The organism is Streptomyces flaveolus (assembly GCF_044765825.1).
Taxonomy (GTDB): domain Bacteria; phylum Actinomycetota; class Actinomycetes; order Streptomycetales; family Streptomycetaceae; genus Streptomyces; species Streptomyces flaveolus.
Window position 1 is genome coordinate 1 of sequence record NZ_JBIWKU010000021.1, and the last position, 14,419, is coordinate 14,419.

General features: G+C 71.6%; 10 protein-coding genes. 7 read left to right on the forward strand and 3 right to left on the reverse strand.

The window, feature by feature from the left end; translation table 11 throughout:
* The 4 genes from treS to ACIRG6_RS37265 form a co-directional block, all read left to right on the forward strand.
* On the forward strand, window positions 1-1,363 hold a 1,363-nt coding region (gene treS / locus ACIRG6_RS37250; RefSeq protein WP_356299121.1), incomplete at its 5' end, for a maltose alpha-D-glucosyltransferase.
* Window positions 1,364-1,390: 27 nt separating this feature from the next.
* The gene (locus tag ACIRG6_RS37255; protein WP_364685317.1) at window positions 1,391-2,752 is read left to right on the forward strand and encodes a maltokinase N-terminal cap-like domain-containing protein; all 1,362 of its coding nucleotides are present in this window, start codon (window positions 1,391-1,393) and stop codon (window positions 2,750-2,752) included.
* 3 nt (window positions 2,753-2,755) lie between these two features.
* On the forward strand, window positions 2,756-4,978 hold the full coding sequence (gene glgB / locus ACIRG6_RS37260; protein ID WP_350725423.1) for a 1,4-alpha-glucan branching enzyme: 2,223 nt from the start codon (window positions 2,756-2,758) through the stop codon (window positions 4,976-4,978).
* 108 nt (window positions 4,979-5,086) lie between these two features.
* The gene (locus ACIRG6_RS37265; RefSeq protein WP_364685323.1) at window positions 5,087-6,178 is read left to right on the forward strand and encodes a glutamate--cysteine ligase 2; all 1,092 of its coding nucleotides are present in this window, start codon (window positions 5,087-5,089) and stop codon (window positions 6,176-6,178) included.
* A gap of 43 nt (window positions 6,179-6,221) precedes the next feature.
* On the opposite strand, the gene ACIRG6_RS37270 is transcribed toward ACIRG6_RS37265, so the two are convergent.
* Complete coding sequence (locus tag ACIRG6_RS37270; RefSeq protein WP_239767464.1) at window positions 6,222-6,455, reverse strand: DUF6480 family protein; 234 nt, start codon at window positions 6,453-6,455, stop codon at window positions 6,222-6,224.
* Between the two features lie 149 nt (window positions 6,456-6,604).
* Here ACIRG6_RS37270 and ACIRG6_RS37275 point away from each other — a divergent pair, with 149 nt between their 5' ends.
* Together ACIRG6_RS37275 and ACIRG6_RS37280 are read left to right on the forward strand one after the other, a co-directional pair.
* Window positions 6,605-8,515, forward strand: a complete 1,911-nt coding sequence (locus ACIRG6_RS37275) for an AMP-dependent synthetase/ligase (RefSeq protein WP_403326514.1) — start codon at window positions 6,605-6,607, stop codon at window positions 8,513-8,515.
* A gap of 134 nt (window positions 8,516-8,649) precedes the next feature.
* Window positions 8,650-9,084 carry an ATP-binding protein gene (locus tag ACIRG6_RS37280; RefSeq protein WP_225630542.1) on the forward strand — a complete coding sequence of 145 codons (435 nt, stop codon included), beginning with the start codon at window positions 8,650-8,652 and terminating at the stop codon, window positions 9,082-9,084.
* A gap of 10 nt (window positions 9,085-9,094) precedes the next feature.
* Here ACIRG6_RS37280 and ACIRG6_RS37285 read toward each other — a convergent pair whose 3' ends face one another.
* A complete protein-coding gene (locus ACIRG6_RS37285) occupies window positions 9,095-9,565 on the reverse strand; it encodes an ATP-binding protein (RefSeq protein WP_364685329.1) in 471 nt (156 codons plus the stop codon).
* A gap of 61 nt (window positions 9,566-9,626) precedes the next feature.
* Window positions 9,627-9,998, reverse strand: a complete 372-nt coding sequence (locus ACIRG6_RS37290) for a PRC-barrel domain containing protein (RefSeq protein ID WP_364685332.1) — start codon at window positions 9,996-9,998, stop codon at window positions 9,627-9,629.
* Between the two features lie 351 nt (window positions 9,999-10,349).
* On the opposite strand from ACIRG6_RS37290, the gene ACIRG6_RS37295 reads away from it, so the two are divergent.
* Window positions 10,350-14,345: a HAMP domain-containing protein gene (locus ACIRG6_RS37295; protein ID WP_364685335.1), complete on the forward strand. Its 3,996-nt coding sequence runs from the start codon at window positions 10,350-10,352 to the stop codon at window positions 14,343-14,345.
* Window positions 14,346-14,419: the final 74 nt, after the last annotated feature.

The window sequence follows — 14,419 nt, forward strand, 5'->3', positions numbered from 1 at the left end:
GAACCACACCAGCGACCAGCACCCGTGGTTCCAGGAGTCGCGGAAGAACCCCGACGGGCCCTACGGCGACTACTACGTCTGGGCCGACGACGACACGCGATACGCGGACGCCCGCATCATCTTCGTCGACACCGAGGCCTCCAACTGGACCTACGACCCGGTCCGCGGGCAGTACTTCTGGCACCGCTTCTTCTCCCACCAGCCGGACCTGAACTACGAGAACCCCGCGGTCCAGGAGGAGATGCTGGCCGCGCTCAAGTTCTGGCTGGACCTCGGCATCGACGGGTTCCGCCTCGACGCCGTGCCCTACCTGTACGCCGAGGAGGGCACCAACTGCGAAAACCTGCCCGCCAGTCACGAGTTCCTCAAGCGCGTCCGCCGCGAGATCGACGCGCAGTACCCGGACACCGTGCTGCTGGCCGAGGCCAACCAGTGGCCGGAGGACGTGGTCGACTACTTCGGCGACTACGCCTCCGGGGGCGACGAGTGCCACATGGCGTTCCACTTCCCGGTGATGCCGCGGATCTTCATGGCCGTGCGCCGCGAGTCCCGCTATCCGGTCTCCGAAGTCCTGGCCAAGACCCCGGCCATCCCGTCGGGCTGCCAGTGGGGCATCTTCCTGCGCAACCACGACGAGCTGACCCTGGAGATGGTCACCGACGAAGAGCGCGACTACATGTACGCGGAGTACGCCAAGGACCCGCGGATGCGCGCCAACATCGGCATCCGCCGGCGGCTCGCCACCCTGCTGGACAACGACCGGGACCAGATCGAGCTGTTCACCGCCCTCCTCCTCGCCCTTCCGGGTTCACCGATCCTGTACTACGGCGACGAGATCGGCATGGGCGACAACATCTGGCTCGGCGACCGCGACGCGGTGCGCACCCCCATGCAGTGGACCCCGGACCGCAACGCCGGCTTCTCCACCTGCGATCCGGGCCGGCTGTACCTGCCGACGATCATGGACCCGGTCTACGGCTACCAGGTGACGAACGTCGAGGCCTCGATGGCCTCACCCTCGTCCCTGCTGCACTGGACCCGCCGGATGATCGAGATCCGCAAGCAGAACCCCGCCTTCGGCCTCGGCAGCTATACCGAACTGCCCTCGTCCAACCCCGCCGTGCTGGCCTTCCTGCGCGAGTACGAGGACGACCTGGTGCTGTGCGTGAACAACTTCGCGCGGTTCGCGCAGCCCACCGAGCTGGACCTGCGCGAGTTCGCCGGACGCCATCCGGTCGAGCTCTTCGGCGGGGTCCGCTTCCCCGCCATCGGTGAACTGCCGTACCTGCTGACCCTCGGGGGCCACGGCTTCTACTGGTTCCGGCTCACCCGAGTCGCATCCCGCATCGGCCGCCGCGTGTGAGCTGGGCCGAGGAAAGGACGCGTCACCATGCCGAAGACCGCACCCCTGCGCCCGAGACCGGCGCATCTCGCCGAGCCGATGGCCTCGCTCGGCGGGCTGCTGCGGGAGTGGCTGCCGAAGCAGCGCTGGTTCGCGGGCAAGGACCGGCCCGTGGCCGAACTCGGTCTGCTGTCGATGACCGAGCTGTTCCCGGGCTGTCTGCATCTGCTGGTGCACGCCGGACACGGCCCCGTGCCCGCGCCGGTCGGCGCGCCCCAGGCCGGCGACTGCTACCAGTTGCTGCTCGGTGTGCGCGACCAGCCGTCGCCGCGCCTGCGACGGGCGCTCATCGGTCAGGTGCAGGACGGCCCGCTGGCCGGCCGGACGGTCTACGACGCGCTGCACGACCCCCGGACGGCCCAGCTGCTCCTGGAACGGCTCCGGCATCCCGGCGAGGCGGGTCCGCTGCGCTTCGAGTGCGACCCGTCCCGTCCGGTGCCCGGCGGGCTGGCACCCCGCATCCTGGACGCCGAGCAGTCCAACTCCTCGCTGGTGTACGGCGACGAGTTCATCCTCAAGGTGTTCCGTCGCATCCAGCCGGGGGTCAACCCCGATCTGGAGGTGCCGAGCGCCCTGGCCCGGCAGGGCTGCGGGCGGGTGCCCGCGCCGGTGGCGTGGTTGCGGACGACCCATCCCTACGGGGCGACGCTCGGTGTGCTCCAGCCGTTCCTGCACGACGCGTCCGACGGCTGGACCCTCGCCCTTCAGGCGCTGTCCTCCGGGGACGACTTCACCGCGCAGGCCCACGAGCTGGGACGGGCGACGGCCGACGTGCACCTGGCGCTGGCCTCGGCCTTCCCGGCCGGTGCCCCCGGGGAGAACGGCCGCACGGCGGCGGCGATGACCGAGCGGCTGACCGCCGCCGCGCACTGCGTGCCGGCGCTGCAGCCCTTCGTGCCCGGTCTGCGGGCGGCCTTCGCGGCGCTGACCACCTGCGACTCGGGGCCGCCCGCCCAGCGCATCCACGGCGACCTGCACCTGGGTCAGGTGCTGCGGGCCGGCCGGGACTGGTTCGTCATCGACTTCGAGGGCGAACCGTCCCGCCCACTCGCCGAACGGCGCAGCGCCCACTCCCCCGTGCGGGACATCGCGGGCATGCTGCGTTCCTTCGACTACGCCGCCCGGCAGCGCCGCCCGTGGCGCCCCGAGTGGGCGCGCCGCTGCCGGGAGGCGTTCTGCGCGGGTTACGCCGCCCGAGCCGGGTGGGACCCCCGTAAGAAGCACGGCCTGCTGCGCGCCTACGAGACCGACAGGGCCGTGTATGAGGTGCTGTACGAGGCCCGGCACCGCCCCGACTGGCTTCCCGTACCCATGGCGGCGATCGAACGACTCGCCGTGAGAGGAGACTGACCCGTGGCCCTCCGCGACACCTCGCTCCCCGAGCCGTCCGGTCCCGTCCCGCACGCACCCGGTGCGTGCCGAGCCGCCCCGCCCCTGGACCCGACCGACCGAGGGCGCCTGCTGGCGGGCGCCCACCACGACCCGCACGCGCTGCTCGGCGCCCATCCGGTGCCCGGCGGGATCGCCTTCCGGGCGCTGCGCCCCTTCGCCCGCGAGGTGAGCGTGGTCGTCGACGGCGAGCGCCGGCCTCTCGTGTCGGAGGAGGACGGCCTGTTCTCCGGCGTCCTGCCGCTCGCGGAGATCCCCGCGTACACCCTCGTCGTGGCGTACGAGGAGGGCGAGCAGGAGACGCACGACCCGTACCGGTTCCTGCCCGCCCTCGGCGAGCTGGACCTGCATCTGATCAGCGAGGGCCGGCACGAGGAGCTGTGGCGGGCGCTCGGCGCGGAGCCGATGACCCACGAGGGCGTCACCGGCACCCGCTTCACGGTGTGGGCGCCGAACGCGCAGGGCGTGCGGGTCGCCGCCGACTTCACCCACTGGGACGGCACGGCGTTCCCGATGCGCTCGCTGGGTTCGTCGGGGGTGTGGGAACTGTTCCTGCCGGGCGTCGGCGAGGGCACCCGGTACAAGTTCGAGATCCACTCCCGCTACGGGCACCGGTTCCTCAAGGCCGACCCGATGGCGCGCGCGGCGGAGGAGCCGCCGAACACGGCCTCCGTCGTGACGGCGTCGCACTACGAGTGGAACGACCGGGAGTGGATGCGGACCCGGTCCGCCACTCCGGTGCACGAGGCGCCGTTCTCGGTGTACGAGGTGCACCTGCCCTCGTGGCGTCCGGGGCTGAGCTACCGCGAGCTGGCCGATCAGCTCCCCGCCTACGTCAAGGACCTGGGCTTCACCCATGTCGAGCTGATGCCGGTCGCCGAGCACCCCTACGGGCCCTCCTGGGGCTACCAGGTCACCGGCTTCTACGCGCCGACCGCGCGTCTCGGCTCGCCCGACGACTTCCGGTATCTGGTCGACGCCCTGCACGGGGCGGGCATCGGCGTGATCATGGACTGGGTTCCGGCGCACTTCCCGAAGGACGACTGGGCGCTGGCCCGGTTCGACGGGGACCCGCTGTACGAGCCCGGGGACTCCCGGCGCGCCGAGCACCCGGACTGGGGCACGTACACCTTCGACTTCGCCCGCACCGAGGTGCGCAACTTCCTGGTCGCCAACGCCGTGTACTGGTGCGAGGAGTTCCACATCGACGGGCTGCGCGTGGACGCGGTCGCCTCGATGCTGTACCTGGACTACTCGCGCGACTCCGGGCAGTGGGAACCCAACCAGTACGGCGGCCGGGAGGACCTGGCGGCCATGGCGTTCCTGCAGGAGATGAACGCGACCGTCTACCGCCGCTGCCCCGGTGTGGTGACCATCGCCGAGGAGTCGACCGCGTGGGGCGGGGTGACCAGTCCGACCGACGGGGGCGGGCTCGGCTTCGGGCTGAAGTGGAACATGGGCTGGATGCACGACTCGCTGGAGTACGTCGCGCACGAGCCGGTGCACCGCAAGTACCACCACCACGAGATGACCTTCTCGATGGTGTACGCGTACAGCGAGAACTACGTGCTGCCGATCTCCCACGACGAGGTCGTGCACGGCAAGCAGGCGCTGGTGTCGAAGATGCCGGGCGACTGGTGGCAGCGGCGCGCGAACGTCCGCGCCTATCTCGGCTTCATGTGGGCCCACCCGGGCAAGCAGCTGCTGTTCATGGGACAGGAGATCGCCCAGGGCGCCGAGTGGTCGGAGAAGCAGGGACCCGAGTGGTGGCTGCTCGACGAGGGGTACGCCTCGGCGGGCGACCACCGCGGGATCCAGGACCTGGTGCGCGAGCTCAACACCCGCTACGGCCGGACCCCTGCGCTGTGGCAGCGCGACACCGATCCGGCCGGCTTCCGCTGGGTCGCCGTGGACGCGGCCGAGGACAACGTCTTCGCCTTCCTGCGGTACGACAAGGACGGCAACCCCCTGCTGGCGGTGTCGAACTTCTCACCGGTGGTCCGGCACGAGTACGGGCTCGCCGTCGGCGAGGACGTCGCCGTCTGGCAGGAGGTCCTCAACACCGACGCCGAGGAGTACGGCGGCAGCGGTGTGACCAACCCCGACCCGGTCAAGCCGGAGGACGGCAGCATCCGGATCACGCTGCCGCCGCTGGCCACGGTGTGGCTGATGCCCTTCGGTCTCTGAGGCGCGGCGGCGCCACCAGGTGTTCGGCGCCTTTCCGGGGGCAGTCGGGGTCCGACGACCGGAACACCCCGGCCGTCGCCCCGCCGGCCCACAGAAAGGCGACATCACGTGCGCACCGTCGGAGTGGAGGAGGAACTCCTCCTGGTCGATCCCGAGTCCGGCGAGCCACGCGCACTGTCCGCCGCGGTGCTCGCCCGGGTCTCCCAGGACGATGCCGAGCAGGACGTCTTCGAGAAGGAACTGCACGAGCAGATGCTCGAGTTCGCCACGCATCCGCAGGCGGACATGGAGCGCCTGCACGCGGAGATCGTCCGCTGCCGTGAGGAGGCCGGGCGGCACGCCGCCGGGACCGGCTGCGCCGTCGCCGCGCTCGCCACGTCGCCGCTGCCGGTCAGCCCCGCCGTCGGCATGAACCACCGTTACCAATGGATGGCGGAGCAGTACGGCGTCGTGGTGCACGAGCAGCTCGTCCTCGGCTGCCACGTGCACGTGTCCGTGGAGTCCGACGAGGAGGGCGTCGCGGTGATCGACCGGGTGCGGCCCTGGCTGTCGGTGCTCACCGCGCTGAGCGCGAACTCCCCGTTCTGGCAGGGTCAGGACTCGGCGTACAGCAGCTACCGCAGCCGGGTCTGGCAGCGCTGGCCGTCGGCCGGTCCCACGGAGCTGTTCGGATCGGCGGAGACCTACCACCGCCGGGTCGCGGACATGGTGGCCACCGGCACCATCCTCGACGAGGGGATGATCTACTTCGACGTCCGGCTGTCCCGGCGCTACCCGACCGTGGAGTTCCGGGTCGCGGACGTCTGCCTGGACGCGAGTACCGCCGTACTGGTCGCCACCCTGGCCCGCGGCCTGGTCGAGACGGCCGCCCGCGAGTGGCGGGAAGGCAGGGAGCCGGTCGGGCACAGTGTGAGCCTGCTGCGTCTGGCCGCCTGGCGGGCCGCCCGGTCCGGGCTGACGGAGGAGCTGCTGCACCCCGCGACGATGCGGCGCATGCCCGCGGAGACGGTGGTCCGGGCCCTGCTGGAGCACGTACAGGAGGCGCTGGCCGCCGCCGGTGACCTGGAGCGGGCCGAGAAGCTGGCCGAGGGCCTGCTGCGGCAGGGCAACGGCGCCCGCGTGCAGCGCGAGCTGCTGGAGCGCACCGGCAGCCTGCGGGACGTCGTCACCGAGTGCGTGCGCCGCACCCAGATGCCCTGAGGCGCGCCACGGCCTGCCCGGTCCGTCTCCTGACCGTGACCGCTCAGAAGATCAGAGCGAGGGCGTAGGCGAGGAATCCGGCCGCCATCAGCACCACGACGGCGAAAATCAGGATCAGCGGTCCCTTGGCCCAGCCTTTCGGGGGGTTGTGCGCCTCGTACGGGCCCGCCTCGGGCATGCTGCTCTCCGCCGGCGGGGTCTCACCGGGCGGTACGCCGCCGCCCGGTTCCAGACCGGTGGTGTGTTCCGGGTCGGGATCGGGGTTCGTATAGCTCATGCCTTCCGGGTCCCCCGATCCGCCGGGATCACCGGGTGGGAACACTTCTGCCGTCCCCGCCCCCCGTCGCTCGCTGCTCGGCTAGATTCGAGCCGCCGATGACGGTGCCCGTCGGTGACGTCACCCTCCGTACATGTCAGGAGCAGCGCATGCGCGACCTCGCTCTCGCTCCCCCGGCCGCCCCGCCGCCCCTGACCGGAGGGCTCGCCGACAGTCTCTTCGAGACGGCGGCCCGCACCCCCGCCCTGCCGATGCTCGCGCGCCGCCCGGTGCCCTCCTCCGCCGTCTGGGAGGAGGTGACGGCCGTCGAGTTCCGCGACGAGGTGGTCGACCTCGCCAAGGGGCTGATCGCGTGCGGGATCCAGCCGGGCGACCGGGTGGCGATCCTCGCGCGCACGCGCTACGAGTGGACGGTCTTCAGTTACGCGCTGTGGACGGTCGGTGCCGAGGTCGTCCCGATCTACCCGACCTCCTCGCGCGAACAGGTCGAGTGGATCCTGCGGGACGCGGGCTGCGTGGCCGTGGTGGTCGAGGACGAGCAGAGCGTGATGACCGTCGGCTCGGTGTGCGCGTCGCTGCCGTCGCTGCGGCACGTGTGGCAACTGGACGCGGGCGCGCCGGCCGCGCTGGTGGCGCGCGGTGAGTTCATCCCGTTCGCGACCGTGGACTCCATGCGCCGCATCGTGCTGCCGGACTCCACCGCCGTGGTCGCCTACACCTCCGGCACCTCGGGCCGGGCCCTGGGCTGCGCGCTGAGCCACCGCAGCCTGGCGGCCCCGTGCGACACGCTGCTGGCCGGCTGGGGTCACACGGTGGCGCCCGAAGGGGAGCAGGGCGCGGTCCTCGCGTTCCTGCCGTTCTCCCACGTGTACGGGCTGATGATCCAGAGCCTGTGCGTCCGGGGCGGACTGCTCATGGCGCACGAGCCCGCGATGAGCCAGGAGGCGCTGTCGTCGGCACTGCGGTCGTTCCGTCCGACGTACTTCTACGCCGTCCCGTCGGTCCTGGAGCAGCTCTACAAGAACTTCCTGCGCACGGCCCAGCAGGCGGGCCGCGGGGCGCTGTTCGAGCGGGCCGCCGGCACGGCGCGGGACTTCGCCGCGGCTCTGGAACGCCAGCGGCTCGGCAGGGGGCCGGGGCCCGGGTTCGATCTTCGGCTCCAGCACGCCCTGTACGAGCGGACGGTGTACCGCCGGCTGCGGAGCGCGCTGGGCGGCCGGGTGCGGCGGGCGACGTGCGGCGGTTCGCCGCTCAGCCGCGACCTGTCGCTCTTCTACGAGGGCATCGGCGTGTACGTGCACGACGGCTACGGCCTGACGGAGACCAGCGGCGGGCTCACCATGCAGCCGCTGGGCCGGGAGAAGTCGGGCACCGTCGGGCAGCCCCTGCCCGGCATGGAGATCCGGGTGGCCGACGACGGGGAGATCCTGGTGCGCGGGCCGTCGCTGTTCCAGGGGTACGTCGGTGACGCGGCGGCCACCCGCCGGGTGCTGCGCGGCGGCTGGCTGGCCACCGGGGACCTCGGGCATCTGGACGAGGAGAACTACCTGGCGATCACGGGCCGCAAGAAGGACGTCATCATCACCAGCGGCGGCAAGAGCGTGGCCCCGGCCGCCCTGGAGGAGCGGCTGCGGATGCACCCGCTCGTGCACCAGGCGGTGGTCGTGGGCGACAACCGGCCCTGCGTCGGTGCGCTGATCACCCTGGATCCCGAGTTCCTGACGCACTGGCGGGCGGGTCTGGCGCTCCAGGGCGACGTGCCGGTGCGCGAGGCGCGCGAGGAGAACGCGCTGCGGGAGGAGATCGCCCGGGCCGTCGCCGCGGCGAACAGCGCCGTCTCCCGCTCGGAGTCCATCCGGGTCTTCCGGGTCCTGCCGGAGCCGTTCGACGTGAGCAACGGGCTGCTGACGCCGTCGATGAAGCTGCGGCGGGACGAGATCGTGCGGACGTACGCCCTGGAGATCGACGCGATGTACGAGGCGCGTTCGCGGCGGCGGCCGCAGGTGCCGGCGCAGGAGCCGGCCGGCTGGGAGGACTCGGACAACGTCTTCTTCCGCTGACGGGAGCGTCACCCCCCGGTGCGCTGCGCCGTTGCCGCACAGACGGGCGCGTAGCCTGCGCCGACTCGGGAACTAAACGAAGGGAAAGCAAAGGAAGGCACGACGCCCGGTGGACGCCGGGCCGGGAAGGCGAAATGGCAGCCGAGTCGCGTTGGGACAGGACACTGGCTTCCGAGGAGATCACGAGCCGCACCGCCAGCTTCACCGGAGAGCTGCACAATGTGACCGGTGCTCGCCTTGTCGCGGAGGAGTTCCTCTACGACCTGGCACGTGTGGCACCGCCCTCGGCGCCCGAGCACTGGGACGACATCCTGCTGGTCGTCACCGAACTGGCGGCCAACGCGGTGCAGTACGCCCCGGGGCCCTTCGAGCTGCGCCTGCGCCGTACCTTCGACGGGGTGCACGTGGTGATGCACGACACGAGCACCACGGAGCCCGCGCCGCGCCCCTTCCATCCGAGCAACGGCGGCGGCGGTATCGGCTGGCATCTGATCCACACCCTGTCCGACCAGGTGAGCGTGGTCACCGGTGGACGGGGCAAGGACATCCACGTCTTCCTGCCCTGGTGAGGCGTCCCGGTCAGGTACCGGCGGGGCGGATCGGCACCAGGGCGCTGATCGTCTTGCCGCCCTCGGGGCGCCGTTCGACGGCGATGTCACGCGTCAGCCGGGCGACGAGCGGCCAGCCGTAGCCACTGCCGTGGTGCCGGGTGGGGAACGCGTACACCGCCCGGGGTATCACCGGACTGTTGTCGTGGACGGCGATCCACACGCCCTCGTCCGTGGTCCGGACGTCGAAGCCGGCCAGTCCGCCGCCGTGCCGGATCGCGTTGGTGACCAGCTCCGATACGACGAGCAGCAGGTCGATGACGTCCTCGTCGCGCACCCCGCGCTCCGTGCCGCCCCACCGCTCGCGCACCGCCGACTCCGCGTACGCCCGCGCGTCGGCCGCGCTGGTCACGGCGGCCCGCGCGGGTGTGCCCGTCGGAGCGGGTGGGCCGGCCGGCGCGGTGCCGGATGCGGTCGTGGTGATCTGGTCGGTTCGTTCCATGGTGTGGTGTCCCTGGCTTGCTGAGGCCGTGCTGTCGTCCTGCACCGGGTCGGCAGGCGGGTCAGTCGTCCGTGGTCTCCCGGGGCGGCAACCGGTCGTAGTAGTCGCCCACGGCCGCCAGATACTCCCGGTCCATGGTCTCGCTGTCGGTCCGGAACCGGGGCGCCGCCTTGATCTCCGCCCTGGTGCACGCCACGGTGACGGTGCGGGCCGCGGTGTCGATGCCCCGCACCATGCCGACCGGTACGAGCACGCTGCGTCCGAAGACCCAGACGCCGGTGTCGACGACGAGGTGCCGCATGCCGAAGTGGTCGGCCTGCCGGTCGACGTGGCCGACGGTGCCGTCACTCGCCAGAACGGTGCAGCCCGTGAGGTCCTGCCCCTCCGTGTGACCGCTGTCCACCGCGTACGACCAGATGTTGTCCGTCGGCACGCTGCCCCTTCCCTTCCGCATGGATCGGCTCCGACCGGAGCGGCGAATGACGGGCCGGGCGGCTTCCACGGTTCGGGCCGGCCCGAACCGGCTCCACAGCAGCGGATACCCGGCCCGGGCCGCCGCATTCGGGGCGCGTGGCCGGGCGGCGTCGGGAAGCCAGGGAGCGGCAGGGGCTCCCTGCTTTGTCGCCCGACCGGCACCTGGGTTAGCCTCTGACGTATTTTTCTCATCGCGCATATCCGTGAACTGCGGAAATGCACGCACAACAGACCGGACCGCCCGACGTGTCCGGAGGTGTTCCGAGCCCTCGGGTCCCGGGGGCTCCTGGGGAGCGGAACGAGGGTGCGCATGACCAGCGACAGCACCGGGACCGTGGAGACGGTTCCGGGCGATCAGGAGTTGCGGCGCCTCCTGGCCGGCCTGACGGCCGTGCGGGACGGCGACTTCGGCACACGCCTGCCGGACGAGACGGACGGCCTGCTGGGCGACATCGCCAAGGTCTTCAACGGCATGGTGGACCAGCTGTCCGTGTTCACCTCCGAGGTCACCCGGGTGGCCCGCGAGGTCGGCACCGAGGGCACCCTCGGCGGGCAGGCCAGGGTGCCGGGCGTCTCCGGTACCTGGGCCGATCTGACGGACTCGGTCAACGCCATGGCGGGGAACCTGACGACCCAGGTGCGCGACATCGCGCAGGTGGCCACGGCGGTGGCCAAGGGCGACCTCTCCCAGAAGATCGACGTCGACGCACGCGGCGAGATCCTCGAGCTCAAGAACACCATCAACACGATGGTCGACCAGCTCTCCGCCTTCGCCGACGAGGTCACCCGCGTCGCCCGCGAGGTCGGCACCGACGGCCGGCTCGGGGGCCAGGCGGACGTCCAGGGCGTCAAGGGGACGTGGCGCGACCTCACCGACTCGGTGAACTTCATGGCGGGCAACCTGACGAACCAGGTCCGCAACGTCGCCCAGGTGGCCACGGCGGTGGCCAAGGGCGACCTCTCCCAGAAGATCACCGTGGACGCGCGCGGCGAGATCCTGGAACTGAAGAACACCATCAACACGATGGTCGACCAGCTCTCCGCCTTCGCCGACGAGGTCACCCGCGTCGCCCGCGAGGTCGGCACGGCCGGCAATCTGGGCGGCCAGGCGCAGGTGCGCGGCGTGTCCGGCACCTGGAAGGACCTCACCGACAACGTCAACGTGATGGCGTCGAACCTGACGGGCCAGGTCCGCTCCATCGCCCAGGTCGCCACCGCCGTGGCCCGCGGTGACCTGTCGCAGCGGATCACCGTCAAGGCCGAGGGCGAGATCGCGGCCCTGGCCGAGGTCATCAACACGATGGTCGACACGCTGTCGGCGTTCGCCGACGAGGTCACCCGCGTGGCCCGCGAGGTCGGCACCGAGGGCCGGCTCGGCGGCCAGGCGCACGTGCCCAACGTCGCCGGCACGTGGAAGGACCTCACCGACAACGTCAACTCGATGGCCAACAACCTCACCGGCCAGGTGCGCAACATCGCGCTGGTGACGACGGCGGTGGCCCGGGGCGACCTGTCGAAGAAGATCGACGTCGACGCGCGCGGCGAGATCCTCGAACTCAAGACGACGATCAACACGATGGTCGACCAGCTCTCCGCCTTCGCCGACGAGGTCACCCGCGTCGCCCGCGAGGTCGGCACCGAGGGCCGGCTCGGCGGCCAGGCCGAGGTGGAGGGCGTCTCGGGCACCTGGAAGCGGCTCACGGAGAACGTCAACGAGCTGGCGGGCAACCTCACCCGCCAGGTCCGCGCGATCGCCGGGGTGACGAGTGCCGTCGCCGAGGGCGACCTGACCCGCTCGATCAACGTGGAGGCGTCCGGCGAGGTCGCCGAGCTCAAGGACAACATCAACGCGATGGTGCAGTCCCTGCGCGAGACCACCCGGGCCAACCAGGAGCAGGACTGGCTCAAGACCAACCTCGCCCGGATCTCCGGCCTGATGCAGGGCCACCGGGACCTGCCCGTGGTCGCCGAGCTGATCATGGACGAGCTGGTGCCGCTGGTGTCGGCGCAGTACGGCGCCTTCTACCTGGCCGAGGACGGCGAGGGCGGGCCGGAGCTGCGGCTCGTCGGCTCGTACGGCTACCCCGACGACGCGGAGAGGCCCACCCGGATCGCGTTCGGCCGCACGCTGGTCGGCCAGGCCGCGCGCAGCCGCCGCACCATCGTGGTGGACGAGCTGCCGCCGGGCTACGTGACCATCTCCTCGGGGCTCGGCCAGGTGGTGCCGACCGCCCTGGTGCTGGTGCCGATCGTGGTCGAGGGGCAGGTGCTCGGCGTGATCGAGCTGGCGTCGGTCACCGAGTTCACGCCGATCCACCGGGACTTCCTGGAACAGCTGATGGAGACCATCGGCGTCAACGTCAACACGATCGTGGCCAACGCCCGTACCGACGAGCTGCTCGCCGAGTCGCAGCGCCTGACGGCCGAACTCCAGGCGCGCTCCACGGAGCTGCAGGTGCAGCAGGAGGAGCTGCAGCGCTCCAACGCCGAGCTGGAGGACAAGGCGTCCCTGCTGGTCACCCAGAACCGGGACATCGAGGCGAAGAACCTGCAGATCGAGCAGGCCCGGCAGGAGCTGGAGGCCCGCGCCCAGCAGCTGTCGCTGGCCTCGAAGTACAAGTCGGAGTTCCTGGCGAACATGAGCCACGAGCTGCGCACGCCGCTCAACAGCCTGCTCATCCTGGCCCAGTTGCTCGCCCAGAACCCGTCGCGCAACCTCACCCCGAAGCAGGTCGAGTACGCGGGGATCATCCACTCGGCGGGCTCGGACCTGCTCCAGCTGATCAACGACATCCTGGACCTGTCGAAGGTCGAGGCCGGAAAGATGGACGTCTCCCCGGAGCGGGTGACGCTGCGGCAGCTCATCGAGTACGTCGAGGCCACCTTCCGGCCCATGACGACCCAGAAGGGCCTGGAGTTCACGGTGACGACGGCCGCGGGCGCGCCGGCCGACCTGCTGACCGACGACTCCCGGCTGCGTCAGGTGCTGCGCAACCTGCTGTCCAACGCGGTGAAGTTCACCGAGCGGGGCGGGGTGGAGCTGGCCATCGAGCCGGCACCGGACGACGAGGTGCCCCAGGGCGTGGTCCGGGGCGGTGCCGTGGTGGCCTTCCGGGTCAAGGACACGGGCATCGGCATCCCGGAGCAGAACCTGGAGTCGATCTTCGGGGCGTTCCAGCAGGCGGACGGCACGACGAGCCGCAAGTACGGCGGCACGGGCCTCGGCCTGTCCATCACCCGGGAGATCGCCCAGTTGCTGGGCGGTGCCGTCTCGGTGGACAGCACGCCCGACCGGGGCAGTACGTTCACGCTGTTCCTGCCCGTGGCCCGGCCCGACTTCGAGGACCTGCTGGGCCGGAGCGGGGAGCAGACGCCGGCCGAGTCGCCGGTGGACGTGCTCACGAGCCCGGCACCGCTGCCCGAGCTGACGGGCGGGCACCGGCAGCGTCCCCGGCGCCTGCTCGTGGTGGAGGAGCGGCCGCGCGGTCTGCTGACCCTGGTCGCGGAGAGCGTGGTCGCGGACCTGTCGCACGGGCGGGACGACGCGGGGGGCAGGCCCCCGCTCGACGTCATCACCGCCGTCGGGGCGCAGGAGGCGGCCGGCGCGCTGGCGGCCGACCCGTGCCACTGCGTCGTCCTGGAGCTGGGCATGCCGGACTCCGAGGCGTCCCGGTTCCTGGAGGCGCTGCGGGGCGACTCGGCGCTGGCGAGCGTGCCGGTGCTCGTGCACAGCGGTCACCGCGCGGACGCGGCGCTGGAGGAGAGCCTGCGCTCCGGTACCGGCGGCGGGGCGCTGGAGTTCCTGTCCAGCCTCGACGAGCTGCGGGAGCGCATCGCGCTGCACCTGGCGGCCGAGGAACCCGGGGACGTGCTGTCCCTGGTCCGCCCCGACGAGCCGCAGCGCCTCGTGCCGCTGTCCGTGGACGAGGCGCCGTCGGGCCGCACCGTCCTGGTCGTGGACGACGACGCGCGCAACCTCTTCGCGCTCAGCGGGATCCTGGAGCTGCACGGTTTCCGGGTCCTGCACGCGGAGAACGGGCGGCGGGGCATCGAGACGCTGGTGAACCATCCGGAGGTCGCCCTCGTCCTGATGGACGTGATGATGCCGGAGATGGATGGCTACACGGCGACGGCGGAGATCCGCCGGATGCCGCAGTACGCGGAGCTGCCGATCATCGCGGTGACGGCGAAGGCGATGCCGGGCGACCGGGAGAAGAGCATCGCCTCGGGCGCCAGCGACTACGTCACCAAGCCCGTCGACACGCAGGACCTCATCGCATGCGTCCGGCGCTGGCTGCCCGCATGAGCGCGCCGGCCCCCGTTCCGTACACCGGTGGGCCGGGCGGTGCGCGACGCGTCCCGTCGTGCTCCGTGGCGGTC

What these genes read in the sequence shown, in the direction of transcription:
- ACIRG6_RS37255 (WP_364685317.1), top strand. Translation starts at nt 1,391, where the DNA reads ATGCCGAAGACCGCACCCCTGCGCCCGAGACCGGCGCATCTCGCCGAG.
- ACIRG6_RS37285 (WP_364685329.1), bottom strand. Translation starts at nt 9,565, where the DNA reads ATGGAACGAACCGACCAGATCACCACGACCGCATCCGGCACCGCGCCG.
- ACIRG6_RS37270 (WP_239767464.1), bottom strand. Translation starts at nt 6,455, where the DNA reads ATGAGCTATACGAACCCCGATCCCGACCCGGAACACACCACCGGTCTG.
- ACIRG6_RS37295 (WP_364685335.1), top strand. Translation starts at nt 10,350, where the DNA reads ATGACCAGCGACAGCACCGGGACCGTGGAGACGGTTCCGGGCGATCAG.
- ACIRG6_RS37280 (WP_225630542.1), top strand. Translation starts at nt 8,650, where the DNA reads ATGGCAGCCGAGTCGCGTTGGGACAGGACACTGGCTTCCGAGGAGATC.
- ACIRG6_RS37275 (WP_403326514.1), top strand. Translation starts at nt 6,605, where the DNA reads ATGCGCGACCTCGCTCTCGCTCCCCCGGCCGCCCCGCCGCCCCTGACC.